This is a genomic window from Corynebacterium sp. HMSC071B10 (assembly GCF_001814825.1).
Lineage (GTDB): Bacteria > Actinomycetota > Actinomycetes > Mycobacteriales > Mycobacteriaceae > Corynebacterium.
In genome coordinates, this window is the sequence record NZ_KV818003.1 from 22,763 (window position 1) to 45,881 (window position 23,119).

Below are 23,119 nucleotides of genomic sequence, written 5' to 3' on the forward strand. Positions count from 1 at the left end.
CTGAAAGGACACCATGGCTACTGTCGAATTCCGCCAGGCCTCCAGGATCTATGATCCGGAAAAGCCCCCGGCGGTCAGCCGCCTCAACTTGGAGATCGCCGACGGCGAGTTCCTGGTACTCGTCGGACCCTCCGGCTGCGGCAAATCCACTACCCTGCGCATGCTCGCCGGTCTCGAGCCGGTGGACGAGGGGCAGGTGCTTATCGACGGCGCGGACGTGACCGAAACCCGCTCACGCGACCGCGACGTCGCCATGGTGTTCCAGTCCTACGCGCTCTACCCCAACATGACGGCGCGCCAGAACATGGCGTTCGCCCTGCAAAACGCCAAAACGGACAAGGCCACGATCGACGAGCGCGTTGCGTTCGCCGCGAAGATGCTCGAGCTCGAGGACCTGCTCGACCGCAAGCCCTCCGCCATGTCGGGCGGCCAGCGTCAGCGCGTGGCGATGGGTCGCGCAATCGTGCGTCAGCCGAAGGTCTTCCTTATGGACGAGCCTTTGTCCAACCTTGACGCGAAGCTGCGCGTGTCTACTCGCGCCCAGATCCTGCAGCTGCAGCGCGAACTGCGCGCTACCACCGTCTACGTCACCCACGACCAGACCGAGGCGATGACCATGGGCGATCGCGTCTGCGTGCTGAACAACGGCATCATCCAGCAGGTCGACGCGCCGAAGACGCTGTACGAAAACCCCGGCAATACCTTCGTGGCCAGCTTCATCGGCTCGCCCGCGATGACGCTGATTGAGCAGGTGCCGGTGATCGACGGCCGCGTCGTCAGTGGCAAGGACCACGCTCTGGACTACCGGATGCCCGCAGACCAGATGGCGAAGGTGCAATCCGACCGAGTCATCGTGGGCGTGCGCCCGGAGAACTGGGAGATCATCGGCGTAAACCGGCCGGGTGAAGAGTACGGGATGCCGGTGGCAGTCGACATCGTGGAGCACCTGGGCTCCGAGCACTACGTGTACGGGCACCGCCAGGAGCAGGCCGACGAGAAGATCGCCGTGCGCGGCGACCGGATCACGGTCAAGGTGCCGCGGGGCATCACCGTGGACCAGGGCGACACGATCTACCTGCGCCCGATGGAGGGCGGCTGTGTGTTCTTCGCCCCGGACACGGAGATCAACTACGACTATCTGTAGGGGGAGAGTCGTCGGGTTCCTCCAGGACATCCCAGAAACCAGGGGTGTCCTCCGAGATCAGTTCAAGCACATCGGCACCGGTGAGTGGTTCCGGTTCCATCGCTCTTCCTTTCCTCCTGTCTGACTGAGTCCCTACCTCAACGAGGCGAAGAGCTCCTCAGCTGCGGCGTCGTCCCAGAGCACCACGTTGCCCACCTCGGTGTCCTGGAACCCGCCGAGCGGGATCGTCACGGCGTTGAGCCCGCCGCTCATGGTGAGCGGGATACGCGCGAGGTGCCAGATGTGGTCGCCTGTGCCCACCACGAACATGGTCGGCGCGGTCCACATGAGCGGCACGAGGCGGAAGGGGTTGACCAGCACAGCCGGCGAGGTGACCCGATCCAGGAGTGCGCCGAGGAACTCGCGCTGCCGCATCACGCGGTCCAGGTCGCCCTGGGCGGTGGCGCGGGTGCGCACGTAGCCCAGGCTGGTCGCGCCGTCCATCTTCTGGCATCCCGGCTGCACGTTGAGGTTGGCCAGCGGATCATCGATGGCTTCTGACACGCAGATCTCCACGCCGCCGACGGCGTCGACCACATTCGCCAGCCCGCCCATGCCGATTTCGGCGTAGCGGTCTACGCGCAGCCCTGTGTTTTCCTCCACCGTCTGGGCGAGTAGTGGCGCCCCGCCGAAGGCGAAGGCGGCGTTGATCTTGTCGTATCCGAAGCCGGGGATCGGCACGTACGAGTCGCGTGGGATGGAGATGAGTGTCGCTTCGCCGCGCAGAGGGATGTGCAGCAGCATGATCGTGTCGGTGCGGGTCGTGCCTAGGTCCCCGCCGGTGCCGAGCCTTTCGACGTCCTTCTCACTCAGGCCCGTGCGCGAGTCGGAGCCGACGAGCAGCCAGTTCGTGCCCGCGGTGTTCGCGATTCGCTGTTCGGGTAGCGCTTGGGTGCGGGTGAGGCGGGCGTCGGTAAGCAGGGTGCCCGCGACGAGCAGCACCAGCAAGATCGCCAGGATGGTGGCGCAGCCAGGGGCTTTTGCTTTACGACGCCGCGGCGCCGGCCCCCGCTGACGCCGCTTTGATACCTGCGCCGGCACCGGCTCGGGTGCGGGCCGCGAGTACGTTGGTGCGCGGCGCGGCTGGTACTCGGGGAATTGCTGGCGTGGACGCGGGGGCCGCTGCGCAGGCTGGGGCCGTTCCACGCGCGTGAACTCGGGGACCTGGTGGGTGCGCTCCGGGGTGTGGGGCTGGCTTGGGCGCTGGACCGGGCGGCGGCGGATCGGCCTGCCGTAGCGGTCGACCAGTGGTTTCCCGTCCTTGCCCAGCACGTATTCCCCCGCGCGGTCGCGGGGGTCGTTGGAGCGCGGCGTCGAAGACATGCACTTAGTGTAACGGCTGTGGCGCATGTGGCCTACCTGTTCGTAGCGCCGCGCGCTGGGAGTTCGCCGGGAATGTGCGCTACTGAATGCCTAACCAGGAGAGGTCGACAAGCGGGTAGCCGATAAATGCCACAGCGTCGATGAGAAAGTGGGCGAGCACCAGCGCCCACACGGGCGCGATCCAGTCTGCGGCCGCGGACTCTTTGCCCTTATTCCGCCAGAGAAAGTAGGCGGCGAAGACCACACCCATCACGATGTTGCCCAGGCCCGCGGAAACCCCCTGGTAGAGGTGGTAAGAGCCGCGCAGCACAGCAGAGGCAGCCACCACCTGCCAGGGTAGCCAACCCAGCTGCAGAAGCCGGGTGACCAGGTAGGCCACCACCACGACCTCTTCGCCAAACCCGTTGGCAAAGGACCAGACAAGCGAGGTCGGGATCTGCACCGCGTCGGTAGCGGGCACCACCACCTTCGACAAGCCCAGGTGCACCGCGGCCACGTAGAACGCCAGGCCCGGCAACCCGATCACGGCGGCCAGCCCCGCCCCGTGCGCGAGATCCCTCCACTTCGGCCAGCACCAGCGGCTTCCCAGCAGAAACCAGGCGAGCGCGCCCCACGCCACCAGCGTGCCGGCAGAGGTCAGCTGCAGCGCCAGGTCCAGCCAGCTGACGGAGGAAGAGGGCTGCACCAGGGTGGTGGACTGCTCGTTTAAGGGGGCGGTCAGGTAGGCGTCGATAAGCTTGAGGCACGAGCGAAGCCCACTGGAACCGAAGGTGACGGCGAGCACGAGAATAATTTCGATGATGAGTCGGCGGCGCATGCGATAACTTTAAGCCCATGACCCGAATCGCGTATCTGGGACCGGCCGGCACCTTCACCGAGCAGGCGGTGCACGCCTTCAAATTGCCCGAAGCGGAGCTCGTGCCCGTGGACTCGCCCGCCGAGGCACTCGCCGCGGTCGCGGAAGGCCGCGCCGAGCGCGCCGTGATGGCGATTGAGAACTCCGTCGACGGGGCAGTGACCACCACCTCGGACGCGCTGCTTGCCACCCCAGGCGTCCAGATCTTCGCAGAGACCGAGCTCGAGATCGCCTTCGCAATCATGACGCGCCCAGGAGCCTCGCTTGCCGACGCCCACCGGTTTGCCACCCACCCCGTCGCCTACCAGCAGGTGAAGCGGTGGATGGGCGAGCACGCCCCGCAGGCGAGCTTCCAGGCGGCGACGTCAAACGCGGCCGCCGCCGCGCTCGTGGCCGAGGGCGGCGCCGATGTCGCAGCTGCCCCCGAGCGCGCCGCGGAGCTCTTTGGGCTCGAGATCCACGCGCGCAATGTGGCGGACTTGGAGGCGGCGCGCACCCGCTTCGTGCTCGCCGGGCCTGTGGACACCCCGCCGCAGCGCACGGGCAACGACCGCACCTCCATCGTCTTCCAGACCGTCAACGAGCCCGGCAGCCTGGTCGGCATCCTGCAGGAGTTCGCCTATCGCGGCGTGGACCTGTCGCGTATTGAGTCGCGCCCAACACGCGAGGAGCCGAACACGTACAACTTCTTTGCCGACATCGTCGGCCACATTGATGACGCGCCGGTGGCCGAGGCGCTGCGCGGGGTGTACCTGCGGGCCTCGCGCATCCGCTTCCTCGGCTCCTGGCCGCGCGTGGTGGGGGAGCCCACGCCGGTGCGCGATGCCCGCATCGCGGCGGCCACGGATTGGGTCGAAGCTGTGCGCAGCGGGCGGGCGCGCTAACCCCAGCCGAGCTCGTGCAGCTCGTGTTCTTCCATGCCGAAGTAGTGGCCTACCTCGTGCAGCACCGTCACCTTGACCTCGTGGCGTAGCTGCTCCACCGTGGCGCACATCGCTTCGAGCGGTTCCTTGTAGATGAACACCGCATCAGGGAGGAAGCCGGTGTGGTTGGAGTGCTGCTCCGGCAGCGGCACGCCCTCGAACAGGCCGAGCAGGCCGGGCTGGTCCTCGTTGTAGTCGCGGGCCAAGATGACCATGTTGGTCATGTGCTGGGCGAAGGAGTCCGGGATGGTGTCGAGCGCGTCGTTGATCATCGCCTCGAACTCCTCGTTGGTCACCTCCACCATTACTGCGGGGCTTCCTCAGGCGCTGGGGGCGCTGCTTCCGGTGCCGGCGGAGCCTGGTGCTCGCGCAGCGGGCGGCGCTTCGGGCGATCCGGTGGCGGGTTGCCGTCGATACGCAAGACCTCCTTGCCGCCCGTGGCGGTGCCGGTCAGCTCGGCGAACCCTCCCTCCGGCGAGGAGAAGACCAGCGCGCAGTTCACACTGTGCGAACCACCGTCCCACGCGGCAGGCTGCTGGGTGGTCCAGAAGGGCTGCAGGGAAATCTGGTACAGGTTCTCCTCGCTGCCCAAATAGTCGTGGGCGGCCTTCGTGCACACATCGCCCAGGTGTTTGTCCTGGTCCTCCACCGAAGGCGTGCCTTCCGGGAAGACTGGGGCCAAATCGACCTTGCTGGTGATCTCCATCTGGTGAGCGGCGGCGCAGTCCACGACGGACAGGCTGTTCGCCCCGTCGATAGCCACGCACTCGCCCGGCTCGAAGGTGCGGGCCTGGTCCTGCTCGACCACGCGGCCGGTGGTCAGGATCGGCTCGCCGGCACGGTCGGTTTCCTGTAGCCCGCACAGCATTGTGCGATCCCCGGCCTCCCACGCGCTGGCTGGAGGCAGGATCGGGGCAATCGAGTAACGCCCGTGCGGGTCGTAGCGGCCCTCTAAGTAGCGGACGGTGGAGGCGCCGCACAGCTCCTCGCGCAGTTGCGCTTGGCGCGTCGGGTTGGGCATCGGCGCGTTCTCGCCGAACTCGGAGGTGGGGTAGACCGCCAGATCCTGGCGTGAGGCCACCTCGAAGCGGTGCTCGCCCGCGCAGTCGGTCTGCTCAAATCCGCTGATCGCGCCGCCTTCGCCCACGGTCCACGTCAGGCAGGACCCCGGGTCGGCAGTGGTAAATGGGGCGGGAGCTGCATCGCCGTGCTGCGCCTGCTGACTGCCTTCGGTGCCGTTGCCGCTAGCATCGGTGCCCGTGGTCATGGCGTACGAGCCCATGCCGACCGTCCCGGCAAGCAGGGCGACGAAGAACGCGCGCACGGCGCTAGAAGTGGAAGCCATGCCCCTATACTATTCCCGTCACGCGGACTCGCGTCCAACGCGCGTGGTCAGCCAGTAGCGGTCCGAGCGATACAGCGAGGCGCAAAACTCCACGGCGTGCGACCCGCTGCGGGCGAAGCGGGCGATGTGGAGCAGGGCGGTGCCACACGCGACGTCGAGAAGCGGGGCGGTGGCCTCGGTGGCGCTGGCGGCGGTGACGGTCTGCTCGGCCTCCGTGATGGGCAGCCGGTAGTGCTCCTCGAGCAGCGTGTAGACAGACTGCTTGACGTCCTGTGCCAGCAGATCGGGTACCAGCTGCGCGTTGTACCAGGCGTTATCGACGGCATAGGGCTCGCCGTCGCCCAATCGCAGGCGGCGCAGCTGGATGTGCGGGGTGTCCGGGCTCGTGCCGAAGAAGGCCGCGACCTGCGCGGGGGCTAAGGCGGTGGTGGCCCGCAAGATTTCCGACGCCGCCTCCACCCGCTGCTGGGCCATCTCCTCCGAAAAGCTCGCCAGGTGCAGGCGGCTGACCAGGGGAGCGGGGGCGACGAACGTGCCCTTGCCGCGCACGCGGCGCAGCTTGCCCGCGGCGACCAGATCCCCGATGGCGCGGCGCACCGTAATCCGCGAGACCCCGTATTCCTCTTCCAGGGTGCGTTCCCCGGGCAGTAGATCACCGGGGCTGAGTTCTTCGGCACAGCGGCGCTCCAAAAGCGCCCGCAACTGGGCGTGCTTTGGGGTCGGGCCGTCGGTAATCATACTTCCACCCTACTCCGCTGGTTATGACCAGTCCACTGCTTTTGTGCAGACGCGGCCGTGGCTGTGAGGGACAAGGTAGAGTATGCATTTGTGATTGATCTGAAGTTTCTGCGCGAAAACCCTGACGTTGTCCGCCAGTCCCAAACCGCCCGCGGCGAGGACCCGGCCCTGGTAGACCAGCTCATTGCCGCCGATGAAAAGCGCCGCAGCGCCATCCAGGCTGCCGATGAGCTGCGCGGCGAGCAGAAGGCCTTTGGCAAGAAGATCGGCCAGGCTTCCCCGGAGGAGCGCCCCGCGCTGCTGGAGGGCTCCAACGAGCTGAAGACGCGTGTGAAGGAGGCGGAGGCCGCACAGGCTGAAGCGGAGGCGAAGGTCAACGAGCTGCAGTACAAGATCCCCAACCCCATCCAGGGCGCACCGGCTGGTGGCGAGGAGGACTTCGTGGTCCTCGAGCACGTCGGCGAGGTGCCGGAGTTTGACTTTGAGGTCAAAGACCACCTGGATCTGGGCGAAGCCTTAGGGATTATTGACATGAAGCGCGGCACCAAGATCGGCGGCGCGCGTTTCTACTACCTCGCTGGTGACGGCGCCTGGATGCAGCTGGGCATGCTGATGCTTGCCGCGCAGAAGGCGCGCGAGGCCGGGTTTAAGGTCATGATCCCGCCGGTGCTGGTCCGCCCCGAGATCATGCAGGGCACCGGCTTCCTCGACGAGCACGACGAGGAGATCTACTATCTCGAGCGCGACGACATGTACCTGGTCGGCACCTCCGAGGTCGCGCTCGCGGGCCTGCACCAGGACGAGATCATCGACCTTTCCGACGGCCCGCTGCTCTACGCAGGTTGGTCCTCCTGCTTCCGCCGCGAGGCTGGCTCCTACGGCAAGGACACCAGGGGTATTCTGCGCGTCCACCAGTTCGACAAGCTCGAGATGTTTGCCTACTGCAAGCCGGAAGACGCCGAGGAGATGCACCAGAAACTGCTCGGTCTGGAGCGCGAGATGTTGGCCGCCGTGGAGGTGCCCTACCGCATCATCGACGTTGCCGCGGGCGACCTGGGCTCGTCGGCAGCCCGCAAGTTCGATACTGAGGCCTGGGTGCCCTCGCAGGACACCTACCGTGAGCTGACTTCTACCTCGAACTGCACGACCTTCCAGGCGCGCCGCCTGAACATCCGCTACCGCGATGAGAACGGCAAGACCCAGACCGCGGCCACCCTCAACGGCACCTTGGCCACCACTCGCTGGCTCGTGGCCATCCTGGAAAATAACCAGCAGGCGGACGGCTCCGTCCGTGTGCCCGCAGCGCTGCAGCCGTGGGTAGGCAAGGAAGTCCTCGGGGCGTAGATGAGCATGACCTCCCGCGCCATGAAGAAGCTGCACGGCCTGCTGGTACCAGCGGCCTATACGCAGCCTGCCGCGCACCCGGAGGAGTCAAAGGAGCGGCTCTACCCCTTTACAGTGCACCTGTTTAAGTGGCTGCTGCGGCTGCAGCGCATCAGCGTGCGCATCGAGGGGGCGGAGCATATACCCGCCCGCGGCGGGGCGATCATCGCCGGCAACCACACCGGCTACTACGACTTCATGCTTACCGGCACCGGGCCCCTGGTCCACGGCGAGCGCCTCGTGCGCTTTATGGCTAAGCAGAGCGTGTTTGAAAAGCCCGTGCTTGGGCGCATCCTGCGCACGATGAAGCACGTGCCGGTGGACCGGGAAAACGGTGCCTCGGCGGTGGACGCCGCGGTGCGCAACGTGCGCGATGGCTACCTCGTGGGCATCTTCCCGGAGGGCACGATCTCGCGCTCCTTTGAGCTCGCGGATTTCAAGACGGGCGCGGCGCGCATCGCTGCGCAGGCCGACGCCCCGCTGATTCCTTGCGTGATCTGGGGTTCGCACCGAATCTGGACCAAGGACCTGCCCAAGCAGCTGCGCGGCGTGCCGGTGATCGTGCGCTACGGCGCCCCGGTTGCGCTCAGCGGTAACGCTGAGGAGGACACCCGCCGCCTGAAGCAGGCGATGCAGCACATGCTCGAGCAGTCCCGCGCCGAATACGAGCAGGAATTCGGGCCCTTCGCCCCCGGCGACAAGTGGGTGCCAGCCTCTTTAGGCGGCGGTGCCCCGACGCTGGAGGAGGCGGCCGAGATCTACGAGCGCGAACGCGCGCAGCGCAAAGCAAAGAAGGCCGCGAAGCAGGCCAAGAAAGGCACGTGAGAGACCATGCATGCTCCCCAGCTCATCATTAGCGACATCGACGGCACCTTCATCAACCCGGCAGGCCGGGTGACCCCAAGGCTGCGCGACGTGGTGGTTCGCGCGGTGCGCTCGGGAGCAAAGTTCGCCCTGGCCACTGGGCGTCCCCACCGCTGGCTGCTCCCGGTGCTTGACCAGCTGCCCATCGCTCCCACGTGCGTCTGCGCGAACGGCGCGGTGGTCTACGACCCCGTAGAGGACACGGTGCTGCGCTCCTTTGAGCTGGCGCCGGAGACTATGGGCCGCGTCGTCGAGGCAATCGACGAGGCGCTGCGCCCCTTGAACATCCAACACGGCTATGGGGTGGAGCGCGTGGGGCAGAGCGCGCTCGACCCGGAGGAGGAGTGCTTCCTCACCACACCCGAGTACAACCGAGACGCCTGGGACACCGCCTTTGGCGTCGGCACTGTCGCCGAGATCACCTCGCAGCCCGCCGCCAAACTGCTGGTCCGCGCACCGCAGCTGCAGTCTGCGGAAATGTTCGACCTGCTCGCCCAGGTGATCGAGCCGGAGGACGCGCACCTGACCTACTCCATGGACGAGGGTCTCATTGAGTTGTCGCACCCCGGCATCAACAAGGCGAGCGGGGCGTCGGTGCTCGCGGCCGAATACGGCATCGAGCCCTCCCAAGTCATCGCTTTCGGGGATATGCCCAACGACCTAGAGATGCTCGCCTGGGCCGGGATGGGCGTGGCCATGGCGAATTCCGCGCCCGCACTGTTGGACGCTGCGGACTATGTCACCGCCTCCAACGAGGAGGACGGGGTGGCACAGGTGCTGGAGCACTGGTTCTAAGCGCAAGCGGCCCCATACAATTGGCGGCATGTCTCTCATCGCGGCCATTGACCAGGGCACAACTTCTACCCGCGTGGTGTTTACGGATACGCGCGGCAACGTCGTCGCCCAGGCACAGTTCGAGCACACCCAGCACCTGCCGCGCGAGGGGTGGGTGGAGCACGATGCGCTGGAGATCTGGCGCAACACCCGCCGCGCACTGAGCGAGGCGATGGCCGAGGCCGACATCGCGGAAGAAGACATCGCAGCCCTCGGCCTGACTAACCAGCGCGAGACGGCCGTGATTTGGGACAAGGCCACAGGCGTCCCGATCCACCGGGCGATCGTGTGGCAGGACACGCGCACCAACCCGAAACCAGACGCGGGCACGACACAGGACGTGTACTTGGCGCGCACGGGCCTTTTGTACAACTCATACCCGGCGGGGCCGAAGTGGGCGTGGATCCTGGACAACGTCGAAGGGGCGCGAGAGCGCGCCGAGGCGGGCGAGTTGCTCGCCGGGACGATTGATACCTGGCTGATCTGGAACCTCACCGGCGGTGCCCGCGAGCCAGAGAACGCGGTGCACGTCACCGACGTCACGAACGCCTCGCGCACCCTGCTCATGGATCTGGGCACCCTCGAGTGGGACCCGGAGCTGTGCCGCGAGATTGGCGTACCGCCGGAAATCCTGCCGGAGATCCGGCCCTCCGTCAGCCACTTTGGCACCGTGCGCCGCCGGGGCCCGCTCGCGGGCGTGCCGATTACCGGCGTGCTGGGCGACCAACAGGCCGCCCTGTTCGGGCAGGGATGCCTGGCGGAGAACCAGGCGAAAATGACCTACGGCACCGGCCTGTTCATGCTGCTCAACACGGGTGAAACGCCGCAGATCAGCGAGCGCGGGTTGCTCACCACCGTCGCCTACCAGATCGAGGGCCAGGCCCCCGTGTACGCGCAGGAGGGCTCGGTGGCCGTGGGCGGCTCGCTGATCCAGTGGCTGCGCGACCAGCTCGGCCTGCTGCGCACCGCGGCCGAGTCCGAGACGCTCGCGGCACAGGTGGAGACCTCGGGCGGGGTGGTGATCGTCCCGGCCTTTTCCGGCCTGTTCGCCCCGCGGTGGCGCCCGGACGCGCGCGGGGTGATCACCGGCCTGACCCGCTTCGTGGACCGCCGCCACATCGCCCGCGCCGCGCTCGAGGCCACCTGCCTGCAGGCCCGCGAGGTCGTGTGCGCGATGGGCGGCGAGCCGACCGCGCTGCGCGTCGACGGCGGGATGACCACCAACGACTTGCTCATGCAGTTGCAGGCCGACATCCTCGGCATCGACGTCGAGCGCCCCGCCAACACGGAAACCACCGTGATGGGGGCTGCCTCAGCAGCGGGCATCGGGGCCAAGCTTATCGACGCCCCGCTGTCCCTCGGCGAGACCACCACCTGGAAAAACACGTGGGCCGGCCCCGAAAGGGACCGGCTCGTGGCGCGGTGGGAGGACGCGGTGCGCCGCTCCTACGACCTGGCCTGATTGGTGCCTGATTGGTGCCTAGTTGGTCGTGATGTTGACCGCGTTGTGCACCGGGTTGTAGGTGATGGAACCGCCCTGGAAGGTGACGACCACGGTGCCGTCGCCAAGCGTGCGCTCGCGCGACGTCGGCATACCGAGCGGGCCGGCATCCATGCCCTGCTGCAGCCAGGCGTCGGCGATCTTGCCCGCCAGCGTGAAGATCTGGCCTTGGCGGTCCTGGATGCCCACGCCGCCCTTGTAGAAGGCGTAGGTGCGGCCGCCGACCTGCGGGCCGCCAACACCGGCGACGAGCGCGCCAAGCGTCGGCTCGAACTGGTACCAGACATTGGCCAGGTCCTGCTTGCCAAGCGTCTGCAGCGCCGGGCCGATGTACGGGGTGACCTGCTGCACCGTCAGGCCGGGCATGAGCTCCATACCTGCGACGGACTTCGCGCCGCCGGGCAGCATGCCGCGGGAGTTGGCGTACAGGATGACCAGGCCGAGTAGGGTACCGGCCGCAGCCGCGATCGCGACGGCGTCGCCGGACGCGAGCCCGGACAGGGAAAGCCCGCTGGTCTGCGTGCCCTCTGCCGGGCGGACCACGGTCGTGGTGGTGCCGTCCTCGTTGACGACGGTCTCGGTCTGCGTATTGCTCTCGCTGGAGCCGAGCGCGGAGGAGAGGTCGCCGACGGTGGTGTCGGTGGCTTCTACGTCTGGGTTGTTCGGGTCAGTTCCGGCGTTGCCGCCGCCCAGGAGGGAGTCGACGATTCCGCTGGGGCCGCGGGAACCACCGAGGCTTTTGTACTTGTTGTTGGCCACGCGGCGGATGTCGCCCATCCGGTTGTAGAGGTTCTGGCCCGGGCAGGCGTTGTAGTGGAAGTCGCGGTGCGCGTTGATGTTGGGGAACATCGCGCCCTGGCCTGCCGAGTAGCGGGAGCCGCGGAAGTTGAAGTCGGCGTAGTGGTAGTTCGAGCCCATCGGGTCGAAGCCTGCCACGGCCGCCTTCCAGCCGATGATCTCGCCCATCGCGTTGACGCTCGCGGTGGTGGGGGTGGCGGTTTCATAGTTGCCCAGCATGGACACACCCCAGGTATTCGTGTTGACCCCGCCGACGTGGGCCCCCTGTACGGCGCGATCCAGGCCGCCTGCGCGGCCCTCGTAGATGTTGCCGTACTTATCCACCAGCGCGTTGTAGCCGATGTCGCCCCAACCCAGGTTCCGTGCGTGGTACGTCCAGATGCCGCGCACGATGCCGGGGGCCTGCGCCTCGGTGTAGTTGTTGGAACCCGCGGTGTGGTGGACCGTCGCCGCGGTGACCGGCTCGGTGTACGTGGGGTTGGATGAGGCCCCTGCGCCCCACTGCGCGCGGGAGACCACCTTGGGCATGCCGCGGGTGTACGAATCCGCAGCCGGGGCGATACCGCCAGAGGTGCCGGTGCCGCCGTCGAGGAAGACGGCTTCGATGTCCTTAGCGGTGGTCGGCGCGTTGGAGTCGGTGCGCCCGCCGTCGAGCAGGTCGACGTTGCCAGTGGAGACCTGGATGCGCTTGGTGGGCTCGACAAAGATCGGCTCGGTGCCGAAGGTGTCGCTACCAGTGTTGTCGGCGTGGTCCATCTCGTACCACTCGGACCAGGAGCCGTCCGCCTTTTGCGCGCGCACGTAGGCGACCACGTCGCGGTCGCCCTTCCAGGTCAGGCCAAACATGGTGAACTCGCGGTCGCGCGAGAACTCCTTGACCACGCGGCGGACTTCTTTTTCGCCGCCCTGGGTCTTGACGGCGGCGTCGTCGACGGTGGTGTCGTTACCGGACGCGAATGAGGCGGTATCCGTGTACACCTCTTTATCCGGGCCGCCGACGGATTGCACTCGCAGGATGTTGTCGCCGCTGAAAGCGGCCGTGACGACCATCGCCACGGTCAGAAGTGCGGCCAGGATTGCGGTACGCCAGGGCGCGGTCCGGGTGGACGCCCTGTTCAAGCGTTTACGTTGGTGCACGGGAAGACTCCTGGATATTGCTGGGGCAAATGTGAAGAAAGTTATCTGTTGTGCAGTGTAGAGGAAGTTCAAGTCTAAAGTAAGTCTTGAGACTTTCGGCGTGTCGTGGGGCGAGCTCAGGCCGCATATATGTGGAAAGATTGGGGCCATGACTTATGACCTCATCGTTGTCGGATCCGGATTCTTTGGGTTGACCGTGGCTGAGCAGGCCGCGAGTGAGCTGGGCAAACGCGTGCTGATCGTCGAGAAGCGCGACCACCTCGGCGGCAACGCCTACTCGGAAAAGGACCCGGACACCGGCATTGAGGTGCACAAGTACGGCGCGCACCTCTTCCACACCTCCAACAAGCGGGTGTGGGAGTACGTCAACCGGTTCACCGAGTTCACCGACTACCAGCACCGCGTCTTCGCCATGCACGACGGCACCGCCTACCAGTTCCCCATGGGGCTCGGCCTGATCAACCAGTTCTTCGGCCGCTACTACTCGCCGGACGAGGCCCGCAAGCTCATTGAGGAGCAGCGCGAGGGCAAGGACCCGGCGGCCGCCACTAACTTGGAGGAGCGCGGCATTGCGCTGATCGGCAAGCCGCTCTATGAAGCCTTTGTGAAGCACTACACCGCCAAGCAGTGGCAGACCGACCCCACCGAGCTCCCGCCGGAAATCATCTCGCGCCTGCCAGTGCGCTACACCTTCAACAACCGCTACTTCAACGACACCTACGAGGGCCTGCCGGTCGACGGCTACGCCGCCTGGTTGGAGAAGATGGCGGAGCATGAGCTTATCGACGTCCGCCTGTCCACCGACTACTTCGACGTCCGCGACGAGCTGCGCGCCGAATCCCCCGACGCGCCCGTGGTTTACACCGGCCCAGTCGACCAGTACTTCAACTACGCCGAGGGCCACCTCGGCTGGCGCACCCTCGACTTCGAGCGCGAAGTGCTGGAGACCGGCGACTTCCAGGGCACCCCGGTGATGAACTACAACGACGCGGACGTGCCGTACACCCGCATCCACGAGTTCCGCCACTTCCACCCGGAGCGGCAGGATAGCTATCCTGCCGACAAAACGGTGATTGTGAAGGAATTCTCCCGCTTCGCCGAGGACGGCGACGAGGTCTACTACCCGATCAACACGCCCGAGGACCGCGAGAAGCTGAAGAAGTACCGCGAGCTCGCCGCACAAGAATCCCGCGAGAACAAGGTGCTCTTCGGTGGTCGCCTGGGCACCTACCAGTACCTGGACATGCACATGGCCATCGGCGCGGCGCTCTCCTTGTTTGATAACCACCTGCGCCCACACTTCGAAGACGGCGAGGCGCTGAACCAGGCGCGCGGGCACTAATCTTGCGTGGGTGTCCCATAAACAGAGACAGCATGCCGCTTCCCGACGGGGCGTAGACTTCTTCTTCGGGCTTCCCGCAGCCCCCATTTTTCTGGTGCTCATCGGATCGATTGGCACCCAGGCCGCGGCGGTGCTCGTGACTGACATGTTGCCGACGGTGGGCGCGCCGGGCGTCTCGGGCCTGCGCATGGCCGCTGCCGCCGTCATTATGGTGCTGCTGTTCCGGCCGCGGTTATCGGGTATGACGCGCGCCCGGGTGATCAATATCGTGGTTTACGGCGTCGCCATCGGGTTGATGAACGTGATGCTGTACCAGGCCATCGCCCGTCTTCCGCAGGGTGTGGCCGTGACCATCGACTTCCTCGGCCCCTGCGTCGTTTCTTTTCTTGGCCTGAAGATGTGGTGCTCCCGCCTGTGGGCCATCGCCGCGTTCGTGGGCGTCGCCCTGATCGCCCAACCCTCCAACGACCTTGACATCGTCGGCGTTGCTTTTGCCGCAGTTGGTGCGGCGTTCTTCGGTATCTACACCCTCTTCGCTGCCCGTATGGGTAATGCCGAGGGCGGCGGGATGCCGGATTTGGCGCTGTCGGTGGTCGTCGCGGCGCTCGTGCTTGCGCCCTTTGCTGTTTCCACGGCACCGCATGTGCACGGCTCGATGTGGGGCACCATTGTGCTCTCGGGCTTCATCGGCGCGGTGGTCCCTTTTGTTATGGACACGATCGCTGCCGGCATTGTCTCGGCGGCGGTTGTTGGCACGCTTTTCGCGCTGGACCCGGTTATCGGCGCGATTGTGGGCTGGGCCTTCTCTGGGGACCAGATCACATGCTCCATGGCAGCAGGCATTGCGTTGATTGCTGCGGCCGGCGCGATCATTACGTGGCGCGGGGCGAAAGAATCCCGCGTGGCGTGAGTTGTCAGGGCAATGCGGTGAGTAATGCACAACTCTGAACAACTCCAAACAACTATGTCGATCTGCAGAAACAGCGCATTTACTGGGTCGTTGTGAGCGGAAGTTGTTTCAGAGTTGTTTTGAGTTGTTTCAAACAACTCGTGTATTACTCCTGTTATGCTCATTGCATGGTCGATGCGGAGTTTGAGGTTGTAAGGGAAGCGCTTTCTGCGATTGAAGCTGGTGAGAACGCCAGCAGTAGGGAATCGCAGATATTGGACTTCAAGGAAGACCCCGCTGTGCATCCGATGAACAAGAATCCCGATGCGGGCTTAATAGAATTTCTCGTCGACGAAGTTATTTGCTTTTCCAACGCGGATGGCGGAGTCGCATACATCGTCCTTGGTGTTAACGACAAGAAGTCGGGGCCATCTGCGTTTACTGGAACTGACCGTGCTTGCGACTGGTTGGTGGAGAAGATCTACAGTAAGACCCAGCCACATATCCAAGTAGAAGCTTTTGAAATCCAGTGGTGCGATGCGCGTTTGATAATCTTGCGTGTTCCGCGAGGGATGGCGCTCTACCAACGATCCAAAGGTCAAGCGAGCAAGCGTGTAGGGAAAAGCTGTGTCCCACTCGGGGAAGACGAGCGTCGGAGTATCCATCTGGCACGCGCCAATCCAGATTTCAGTGCTATGGCGTCGAGGCGAGGGCCTGAAGAATTGGATCTGCAAGCCGTCGAGCGGGCGAGAGTTCTCCTAGCCAATCGGAAAAAAGCCTTGGGTGACAGCTCACCGGTTCCGCGGACGGGGCTCGAACTATGCAGTGAGTTAGGCCTGCTAAAGCCTGATGGAGGACTGACTTTCGCAGCGGAAATACTCTTCATGCAGCCGTTAAATAACCGGTCGGTAGTTCGTCACCTTCTTCGGGAGGTGCCCAGTGGTGATCCAAAGGTGACCGAGATCTCGGCACCGTTAATTACAGCTTCCGAACGCCTCCGCGCGCTCATCACGGACCATACATCTCAGGAAATCGCTCGAGTCCAGCTCCCGAATGGGCAGGAGTTCCCGATTCCTGCGTTCCCGACGATGGCGGTTGACGAAGTTGTTTCCAATGCGTTTGCTCACCGCGATTGGGGAGCTACCGCAGCAATAGTCGTAGACCAGTCTCCCACCAGCTTGACAGTGTGGTCTCCTGGCAGCCTTCCAGTGGGTGTTCGTAAAGAAAGAATTTTGACCACCCAATCTATTCCGCGGAACCCAGTGCTCATGGGGGCTTTAAGGCAGTTGAGTCTCGCTGAGGAATCGTCGCGCGGTTTCGACCGCATGTGGGTCTCTATGCTCTCAAGCGGCAGGCAAACCCCGAGTCTGAACACTGATGGGCCGTTTGTTGAGGTTACTTTGCCTTCTGGTGAGGTGGATCAAGATTTCATCAAGGCGCTATATCAGCTGCGTTCAACATTTGGGGATGCCATTTTCGATAGTGTGAATGGACTCTTGGTTACACGCCATTTGGCAAATAATCAGATCTTGATGACTTCTACTGCAGCTCGGCTTATGCAAGTCTCGGAGGCGCAGGCCCAGGAAACCTTAGGATGGTATGCAAGGCAGGGCTTCCTGGAGCAGCTGAGGGATGCTCCTGAATGGATATTGTCCGCGCAAGCCAGAGCCGCTTTTGACGGTGAAGCATCCTCTGTAGTCAGTGCGGTAACGACGGAGGACTGGATTATCGCTCAGCTCCGTGAAGGGAATGCTCTGAATGCTCGTGAAGTTGCTGAAGAATTAGGTGTTGAGAGGCAATCGGTAAGTCGGCTCCTCCGGCACCTTAGAGATTTGGGTAAAGCAAAGATCGCTCACGATAGCCCTAAGCGGGGGCCAGGCGTCCGATGGGTTTCTACTTAACCAGAGACGCCAGACCGTCAGCAAAACAACCCAGAACAACTCAAAACAACTATGTTGAGCTGCAGAAACAGTGCATTTACTGGATTGTTTTGAGGTGAAGTTGTTTGAGAGTTGTTTGGAGTTGTTTCAAACAACTCTCCAACAACTCTCAGGCTCCGGCCCGTTGCGTTGCGCTACCCAGCGACCGGCACAAACGTCGAAACGAGGTAGCGGTTGATGTCGGAGCGATTGATGATGCCAACGACGAACGACGGAGTCATCGTTGCTAACGACGAGACCGGTCGGCCGAGAACAGCGGCCACGTCAGTACCGAACTCTGTCGAGTCGTTGTGTGCGAGCAGCGCGTACGGCGTGGTGAAGGCCGGCACGGAGTCGCCGATCACGTCGAGTACGTCCCCGTCTGAGACGAAACCGGCCAGCGTGCGGTCGTCGCTAAGCAACGGCACGCCAGAAATCCGCTTGTCCACGAACATGTGCAGCGCATGGCGGATCGTGTCGTTCGGCGACAGGGCGTAGACGTCTTCCCGCATCAGCTTGGCGACCAGCGTATCCGCGGCAGGGGAGACGGCCTCCTGTGCGCTGGGCTCAGCAGTGGTTTTCGTGCTTGACTGTTGCAGCTATGTTCGCAATTTGTGTGAACGTTGGGTCCTGCTGAGGCGGGGGCGTCCGCCAGCGCTTGAACATGCAGATGGCCATCGGTGCGGTCCTGTCCCTGTTTGATAACCACCTGCGCCCGCACTTCGGGCACGGCGAGGCACTGAACCAGGCGCATGGGTATTAAAGGGTCCGGTCGCCCGCCCTTCTTCCTTTAGGTAAGGCAATCCTATATAATCTGCAGGGTGAGTTTTAGACCTTTCCTTGCAACCGTCGCCCGTAGTGAACGCGTCGCGCCGAATTTCCAACGAGTGACGTTCACCGGGGTCGATGCAATGGGGCCTGCCGTACCTATCAGGGATTTGCGCATCAAGCTGCTGATCCCGCCCGCCAGTGGAGTGCTCAGCCTTCCGGAGGAAGGGTGGTGGGACGCGTGGCGCGGTATGCCGGAGCACACGCGCGGGCACCTCCGTACCTACTCGATTCGAGAATTCCGGCGATGCGCCGGTGAACCGGATGAGCTGGATGTGGATTTTGTTCTGCACAGTGACAACCCCGGCCCCGCCTCGGCATGGGCGGAGGACGCGCAACCTGGCCAGCAGCTCCTGATAATTGGGCCGACCCGCGACGATGATTCCGGTGTTGGCATCGAATTCAATCCGGGGTCTGCAGCAATGGCATGCCTCTATGGTGACGAAACCGCGCTTCCAGCAATAGCCCGCATCTTGGAGGATTGGCCCGGAGGCCTCGCCGGGTCTGCTGACATTGAGGTACCGGCCGGCAACCATGTGCCCATCGACGCCCCTGCGCAGGTCGACGTCCGCTGGCACTTCCGCGAACACCGCGACGTCGACCACGGGGATTTACTTCGTGCACAACTGCAAGACGATGTCGCATCTCGCTGTGTCTCAGTATCTTCGGGAGCTGGAAGACTAGAGCCAGTTGATGAGGCCCTTCTCGACATGGTCTGGGAGACACCCACGTACTCCAGCGGCGGTGAATCTATCGCCCCCGCTTCGGGTACTGCAGGGCATACCTACTACTGGATCGCAGGGAAGAGCACGGCTGTGACGGCGATGCGGCGGCTCCTGGTGAAAGAAGCGGGTGTGCCTCGCCACCACGTGTCGTTTATGGGGTACTGGCGATAACGGGGTTACAACGTGGATAAACGTGTAGGGCTTGTCGCTTTCCTTGCGGCTTTCACCGTGTGCGCAGCATTAGTGTCGCTTCTGTTCGGGGCGCGCGAAATGGGGTTCGGGGCAACGGTGAGCGCGGTTCGCGACGGAATCACGCTGGCGTTCTCGGGAGGCGCCGAACAACTCGAGGCGGCCAGCGACGAGGCGAAGATCATCGCACAACTTCGAGTTCCGCGCACCCTGCTCGGCCTGTTGGTAGGGGCAGCGCTAGGTACAGCGGGGGCGCTGCTGCAGGGCCACACCCGAAACCCGCTCGCAGACACAAACCTGCTGGGCGTAGGGCCCGGTGCGGCGCTCGCAGTGGCGGCAGCTATTTCCTTTCACGGCTCCATGACGGTGTTGGGCACTGTTGGAGTGGGCTTCCTCGGCGCAATACTCGCGGTGGCGCTCGTGTTCGCGCTTAGCATGAGGAGCCTGGGATCGTCCCCGATCATGGTCGTGCTCGGAGGGTCTGCGCTGGGCGCGGTCTGTAGTGCGCTTACCAGTGGTATCGTGCTGACGAATACGCAAAGCCTCAATGAGATGCGGTTTTGGACAGCGGGCGCTATCGCTGGGCGCGACATGCAGGTAGTCGCGGTGCTTGCCCCGGTGATGCTCCTAGGGCTTGTGCTCGCCTTTGGCACGGCACATCAGGTGAACCTCCTGAACTTGGGAGACGACGTGGCCAGTGCACTTGGCGTGAGAGTGAACATCGCGCGGGCCGTGGGCATCATCGTCGTTGCATTGCTCACTGGTGCCGCGGTGGCTGGGGCGGGCCCGATCGGGTTCGTCGGCCTGGTCGTTCCGCACCTAGTGCGCGCCTTTACGGGGCCAGATTACCGCTGGGTGCTGCCGTGTTCCGCGCTGGCGGGGGCATCGCTGCTGTTGCTTGCCGACGTTATCGGACGCATCATCGCCAGGCCCGGCGAATTGCAGGTGGGTATCACGCTCGCCTTTGTTGGCGCCCCGTTCGCCCTGTACCTTTTGCGTAAAGGGGCGAAACTGTGATGCGGGTTTTCGTGACGAATGGTGTCCTTGCGGTGTTGGCTCTCGCCGCGGCCCTTGGGGGTGTCATGGTCGGAGACTTCGAGCTTACGGTCCGGGATATTGTTTCTGCGCTCATGGGCCAAACCACGGAATTGGCTCGTACGGTGATTATTGAGTGGCGTCTGCCGCGGGTAGTGACAGCTTTGGGAGTAGGAGCTGCGCTGGGGTTTGCGGGGGCGATCTTCCAGACCATCACGAGGAATCCATTGGCGAGCCCAGACATTCTGGGCGTCACTTCGGGCGCCTCTGCTTTCGCATTGACTGCGTTACTTGCTGGTGGAAGCTCCGGAATGCTGCTGCACCTTCTGGGGGTCCCGCTCAGTGCGTTCCTCGGTGGATTGGCAGCGTCTGCGGCAATCTGGTGGCTGAGCCGTGGCGCGGGTCTCGGGTCTTTCCAACTTGTCTTCGCCGGGATCATCATCAACGCGTTAGCGATGGCCTACAACTCGTTCCTGCTCGTTCGCGCCGACTATCGCGATGTCGGCAAAGCGCAGGCGTGGATCACCGGTTCGGTGGGGTCTTCGAACTGGCGCGATGCACTCGCCGTACTTATTGCGCTGGCAGTCGTCGTTCCGTTCTTGCGGTGGGCAGCCTTCAATCTTCAGGCGCTCTCGTTAGGCGAGGATACGGCTGCTGGCCTCGGGGTGGAGCCCCGGCATATGCAACTCATCCTCATGCTCATGGCTGTAGTGCTGGCATCGACGGCCGTCGCGGCGTCCGGGCCGATAGCCTTCGTGGCGTTTGTCGCGCCACAGATCGGACGCAAGATCACGCAAACAGCGACGCCGCCTTTAGGAACAGCGATGCTCGCCGGCGCGGCGATCGTGACCGGCGCTGACTTAGCGGTGCGCACCCTGGTGCCCGGGAACCTGCCGGTAGGTATAGCTACAACTGCGATTGGTGGCACAGCGCTGCTCTACACGCTGCTACGTGCAACACGAAAGGTGTCCGTATGATGCTTCAAGTTCGAAATCTCAAGGTGAGTTATGGCGCTTCCGTCATTGTTGACGGCATTGACCTCGACGTGCCTCAAGGTGGGGTCACCACAATCATCGGTCCGAATGGTTGCGGCAAGTCAACGCTGTTGCGAGCTACAGCAGGGCTTATTGCATGCGAGGGTGGCACGGTCACGCTGAACGGCGTGGACACGGCGAAACTGAAGCGCCGCGAGATTGCGCGCCAGCTTGCAGTACTGCCACAGACGCCTGTCGCCCCCGAGGGACTCACGGTCCGTGACTTAGTCAGCCGTGGACGCCACCCGCATCAGTCCTGGCTACGGCAGGCCTCTGCTGAGGATGCGCGTGCGGTCGATGCAGTGATGGAGCTGACCAATATTGCAGAGTTTGCAGACCGTCCGCTCGAGCGGCTTTCTGGCGGACAGCGCCAGCGCGCCTGGATCGCGATGGTCTTAGCGCAGGACACTCCGCTTGTATTTTTGGACGAGCCGACGACGTACCTCGATTTGTCTCACTCCGTCGAGGTCTTGTCGCTTGTACGTCGCCTCGCTGATCAGGAGGGGCGAACTGTGCTCATGGTGTTGCATGATTTGAACCTCGCCGCACGCTACTCGGATCAGCTCATCGTGATGCGTCGTGGCGAGGTTCGTGCGGTCGGTGCGCCTACCGAGGTAGTCACGGAGTCTTTGCTGAGCCGCGTTTTCGATCTGCCTGCGGTTGTGGCGTCAGACCCAGTGAGCGGTGGCCCACTGGTCGTCCCTCGGTAGGCACCCTCCCCTGAAATGCCTAGAGCTGTTGCTCGAATTGCTCGATTGCGTACGGGATAGTGAGGGGGTTGGGCATGCTCATTGCGTTGGCCGTGTCGGTGTCGAGCCAATAGAGCCCGCCACGCTTGTTGACGTCAAGGTCCATGAAGTTCTCGTCATTCTTCAGCGCATCGATCGCGCCGTAGTAGTCCAACACGAAGAGGTAGTCCACGTCGTTGAAATCTGCGTAGTTCTCGGGCGACCAGTCGAGGAAGAAGCTGGAGCCATCACCGTTGAACTTCTCCGGAATCTTGAAGCCCAGTTTTTCGATGAAGGAGCCGCGGCCGTCGCCAGCGGTGTACACACCGAACTTCCCGTCGTAAGGCATGCCGATGACCGCTGTTTTCCCCTGCAGCTCTGGGTGTGCTTCGCGGAAGTCTTCGAATGCCTGCTCGGCGTCGTCGATAAGCTTTTGACCTTCGTCTTCCTTGTCTACGGCCTTGGAGATCTCTTTGACCTGTGCATCCCAAGGGACCTGCCAATCCTGGTACTCATCCGAGTGGAAGGTGGTTGGCGCGATCTGCTCGAGCAGTGCCTTCTTGTCGTCCTCGAGACCGCTGTTTACTGCAATGATTTGTGTCGGGTTGAGCGAGGCCACCTTTTCCGCAGTGTCGGTGCTGAATTCGGTGGTGGTATCACGGATTGGGTTCGGGTTGACCGTGAGCTTGTCCTTGGCCCACGGTCCAAGTCCGGAGGGATCGCCCGAGCCCTCTTGCTCCCAGGTGGCGTAACCGACCGGTTGCTCGCCCAGGGCAAGGAGCGTATCGACGTCGCCAAGACCCAGTGCCACGATGCGCTCGTCTGACCCGTTGGCATCGGAAGCTTCGGGAGCGGCTGTTGGGCCGCTTGCTTCGCTCGAACAGCTGGCAAGCATGAATGCCGCGGTGACAGTGGCTGCGATTGCCTTGAAGGGACGAGAGGTAAAGAGTGCCAAGGTTGCACCTTCCGTAGATGGTTAAAGAATATCGAGTTAGGCATAGCTAACCTAACGAAAGTATTCTAAGGCATGCCTTGCCTCATGGGCAATGTCTGTCTACGCGCTTGGAACGGGGGCAACACACATCGAGTCGCTGTGCGCGGGCAGCGCGTACAGCGTCGTGAAAGCGGCCGTCCACAGGGAAAGCCGTACAACGTGTCTCGTTTTCTAGATCAGGCGGCGGCTTGAGAAGACCCTCGTGCTGCGCACTGGCAGCGATATGACTATTAGCGCTGGCTGTACGGGTTGTCGTCGGGGTTGCCGAATTCGCGCTGGTAGTGCGCGTCCCAGTCGAAGCCCGCCTCTTCGCTGTTTTCCAGGTGCAGGGGATCGGCAGGCGCTTCGTCGCCTTCCGATTGAGCCGCGCGAATCAGCAGCACCACCCCGACGAGCGCGGCACCGATCGCCGTGAACACGCCGATCGAGCCGGAGAGGAACACGACGGCAAGCCCGGCGACGACAATCGCCAGGATGCCAAGCAGAAGATCCATCTTGGAATTGTTCATGGCACCGAGTATCCCGGTGGATTGCCCATCCGGCAAGGCAGC

Annotated in this window: 22 protein-coding genes; 13 read left to right on the plus strand and 9 right to left on the minus strand. The window is 63.8% G+C overall.

Translation table 11 applies throughout. From position 1 onward, the window contains the following. Positions 1-13: 13 nt before the first annotated feature. On the plus strand, positions 14-1,144 hold the full coding sequence (locus tag HMPREF2990_RS04570) for an ABC transporter ATP-binding protein (RefSeq protein ID WP_070762906.1): 1,131 nt from the start codon (positions 14-16) through the stop codon (positions 1,142-1,144). Between the two features lie 132 nt (positions 1,145-1,276). Here HMPREF2990_RS04570 and HMPREF2990_RS04575 read toward each other — a convergent pair whose 3' ends face one another. Both HMPREF2990_RS04575 and HMPREF2990_RS04580 read right to left on the minus strand, forming a co-directional pair. Continuing rightward, complete coding sequence (locus HMPREF2990_RS04575) at positions 1,277-2,506, minus strand: LCP family protein (protein WP_070762907.1); 1,230 nt, start codon at positions 2,504-2,506, stop codon at positions 1,277-1,279. A gap of 79 nt (positions 2,507-2,585) precedes the next feature. Beyond that, positions 2,586-3,323 carry a CPBP family intramembrane glutamic endopeptidase gene (locus tag HMPREF2990_RS04580; RefSeq protein WP_070762908.1) on the minus strand — a complete coding sequence of 246 codons (738 nt, stop codon included), beginning with the start codon at positions 3,321-3,323 and terminating at the stop codon, positions 2,586-2,588. 17 nt (positions 3,324-3,340) lie between these two features. Here HMPREF2990_RS04580 and pheA point away from each other — a divergent pair, with 17 nt between their 5' ends. Beyond that, positions 3,341-4,246, plus strand: a complete 906-nt coding sequence (pheA, locus tag HMPREF2990_RS04585) for a prephenate dehydratase (RefSeq protein ID WP_070762909.1) — start codon at positions 3,341-3,343, stop codon at positions 4,244-4,246. Here pheA and HMPREF2990_RS04590 read toward each other — a convergent pair. Genes HMPREF2990_RS04590 through HMPREF2990_RS04600 form a run of 3 tightly spaced genes read right to left on the minus strand, consistent with a single transcriptional unit; the run spans position 4,243 to position 6,368 of the window. Continuing rightward, complete coding sequence (locus HMPREF2990_RS04590; RefSeq protein WP_070762910.1) at positions 4,243-4,590, minus strand: metallopeptidase family protein; 348 nt, start codon at positions 4,588-4,590, stop codon at positions 4,243-4,245. The two genes, pheA and HMPREF2990_RS04590, sit on opposite strands and share 4 nt — an antisense overlap. After that, complete coding sequence (locus HMPREF2990_RS04595) at positions 4,590-5,630, minus strand: septum formation family protein (protein ID WP_070762911.1); 1,041 nt, start codon at positions 5,628-5,630, stop codon at positions 4,590-4,592. Before HMPREF2990_RS04595 ends, HMPREF2990_RS04590 begins: the two co-directional genes overlap by 1 nt. Before the next feature lie 18 nt (positions 5,631-5,648). Further along, positions 5,649-6,368: a GntR family transcriptional regulator gene (locus tag HMPREF2990_RS04600; RefSeq protein ID WP_070762912.1), complete on the minus strand. Its 720-nt coding sequence runs from the start codon at positions 6,366-6,368 to the stop codon at positions 5,649-5,651. A 90-nt stretch (positions 6,369-6,458) separates the two neighbouring features. Between HMPREF2990_RS04600 and serS the strand changes: the two genes are divergently transcribed. From serS to glpK, 4 genes are read left to right on the plus strand one after another with little or no spacing between them, the layout of a single operon-like run. Next, complete coding sequence (gene serS, locus HMPREF2990_RS04605; protein WP_070762913.1) at positions 6,459-7,712, plus strand: serine--tRNA ligase; 1,254 nt, start codon at positions 6,459-6,461, stop codon at positions 7,710-7,712. After that, a complete protein-coding gene (locus HMPREF2990_RS04610; RefSeq protein WP_246817435.1) occupies positions 7,713-8,576 on the plus strand; it encodes a lysophospholipid acyltransferase family protein in 864 nt (287 codons plus the stop codon). A 6-nt stretch (positions 8,577-8,582) separates the two neighbouring features. Beyond that, positions 8,583-9,410, plus strand: coding sequence for a Cof-type HAD-IIB family hydrolase (locus tag HMPREF2990_RS04615; protein ID WP_070762914.1), 828 nt, complete (start codon positions 8,583-8,585; stop codon positions 9,408-9,410). Between the two features lie 28 nt (positions 9,411-9,438). Next, positions 9,439-10,911, plus strand: a complete 1,473-nt coding sequence (gene glpK, locus HMPREF2990_RS04620) for a glycerol kinase GlpK (RefSeq protein WP_038592925.1) — start codon at positions 9,439-9,441, stop codon at positions 10,909-10,911. Between the two features lie 18 nt (positions 10,912-10,929). Here glpK and HMPREF2990_RS04625 read toward each other — a convergent pair whose 3' ends face one another. After that, positions 10,930-12,885 (minus strand): N-acetylmuramoyl-L-alanine amidase, encoded by a 1,956-nt coding sequence (locus HMPREF2990_RS04625; protein ID WP_070762915.1) that lies wholly within the window; start codon positions 12,883-12,885, stop codon positions 10,930-10,932. Positions 12,886-13,033: 148 nt separating this feature from the next. Here HMPREF2990_RS04625 and glf point away from each other — a divergent pair, with 148 nt between their 5' ends. The 3 genes from glf to HMPREF2990_RS04640 all read left to right on the plus strand — a co-directional run bounded on the left by glf (position 13,034) and on the right by HMPREF2990_RS04640 (position 17,017). Beyond that, positions 13,034-14,227, plus strand: a complete 1,194-nt coding sequence (gene glf, locus HMPREF2990_RS04630; protein ID WP_070762916.1) for a UDP-galactopyranose mutase — start codon at positions 13,034-13,036, stop codon at positions 14,225-14,227. A 94-nt stretch (positions 14,228-14,321) separates the two neighbouring features. Continuing rightward, positions 14,322-15,137, plus strand: a complete 816-nt coding sequence (locus HMPREF2990_RS04635) for an EamA family transporter (protein ID WP_246817437.1) — start codon at positions 14,322-14,324, stop codon at positions 15,135-15,137. Between the two features lie 167 nt (positions 15,138-15,304). Next, the gene (locus tag HMPREF2990_RS04640; RefSeq protein WP_070762917.1) at positions 15,305-17,017 is read left to right on the plus strand and encodes an RNA-binding domain-containing protein; all 1,713 of its coding nucleotides are present in this window, start codon (positions 15,305-15,307) and stop codon (positions 17,015-17,017) included. Between the two features lie 173 nt (positions 17,018-17,190). On the opposite strand, the gene HMPREF2990_RS04645 is transcribed toward HMPREF2990_RS04640, so the two are convergent. Next, entirely contained in the window at positions 17,191-17,547 is a 357-nt protein-coding gene (locus HMPREF2990_RS04645; protein ID WP_070762918.1) for a CBS domain-containing protein, read from the minus strand. A gap of 309 nt (positions 17,548-17,856) precedes the next feature. Between HMPREF2990_RS04645 and HMPREF2990_RS04650 the strand changes: the two genes are divergently transcribed. Genes HMPREF2990_RS04650 through HMPREF2990_RS04665 form a run of 4 tightly spaced genes read left to right on the plus strand, consistent with a single transcriptional unit; the run spans position 17,857 to position 21,556 of the window. Next, entirely contained in the window at positions 17,857-18,759 is a 903-nt protein-coding gene (locus HMPREF2990_RS04650; protein WP_070762919.1) for a siderophore-interacting protein, read from the plus strand. A 57-nt stretch (positions 18,760-18,816) separates the two neighbouring features. Then, entirely contained in the window at positions 18,817-19,794 is a 978-nt protein-coding gene (locus HMPREF2990_RS04655) for a FecCD family ABC transporter permease (protein ID WP_256380966.1), read from the plus strand. Beyond that, positions 19,794-20,789 carry a FecCD family ABC transporter permease gene (locus tag HMPREF2990_RS04660; protein WP_070762921.1) on the plus strand — a complete coding sequence of 332 codons (996 nt, stop codon included), beginning with the start codon at positions 19,794-19,796 and terminating at the stop codon, positions 20,787-20,789. The genes HMPREF2990_RS04655 and HMPREF2990_RS04660 overlap by 1 nt, the downstream gene beginning before the upstream one ends. Then, positions 20,786-21,556 carry an ABC transporter ATP-binding protein gene (locus tag HMPREF2990_RS04665; protein WP_070762922.1) on the plus strand — a complete coding sequence of 257 codons (771 nt, stop codon included), beginning with the start codon at positions 20,786-20,788 and terminating at the stop codon, positions 21,554-21,556. The genes HMPREF2990_RS04660 and HMPREF2990_RS04665 overlap by 4 nt, the downstream gene beginning before the upstream one ends. Positions 21,557-21,575: 19 nt before the next feature. Here HMPREF2990_RS04665 and HMPREF2990_RS04670 read toward each other — a convergent pair whose 3' ends face one another. Continuing rightward, on the minus strand, positions 21,576-22,529 hold the full coding sequence (locus HMPREF2990_RS04670; RefSeq protein ID WP_246817440.1) for an ABC transporter substrate-binding protein: 954 nt from the start codon (positions 22,527-22,529) through the stop codon (positions 21,576-21,578). A 269-nt stretch (positions 22,530-22,798) separates the two neighbouring features. Then, on the minus strand, positions 22,799-23,077 hold the full coding sequence (locus HMPREF2990_RS04675; RefSeq protein WP_070762923.1) for a hypothetical protein: 279 nt from the start codon (positions 23,075-23,077) through the stop codon (positions 22,799-22,801). Positions 23,078-23,119 lie beyond the last annotated feature (42 nt).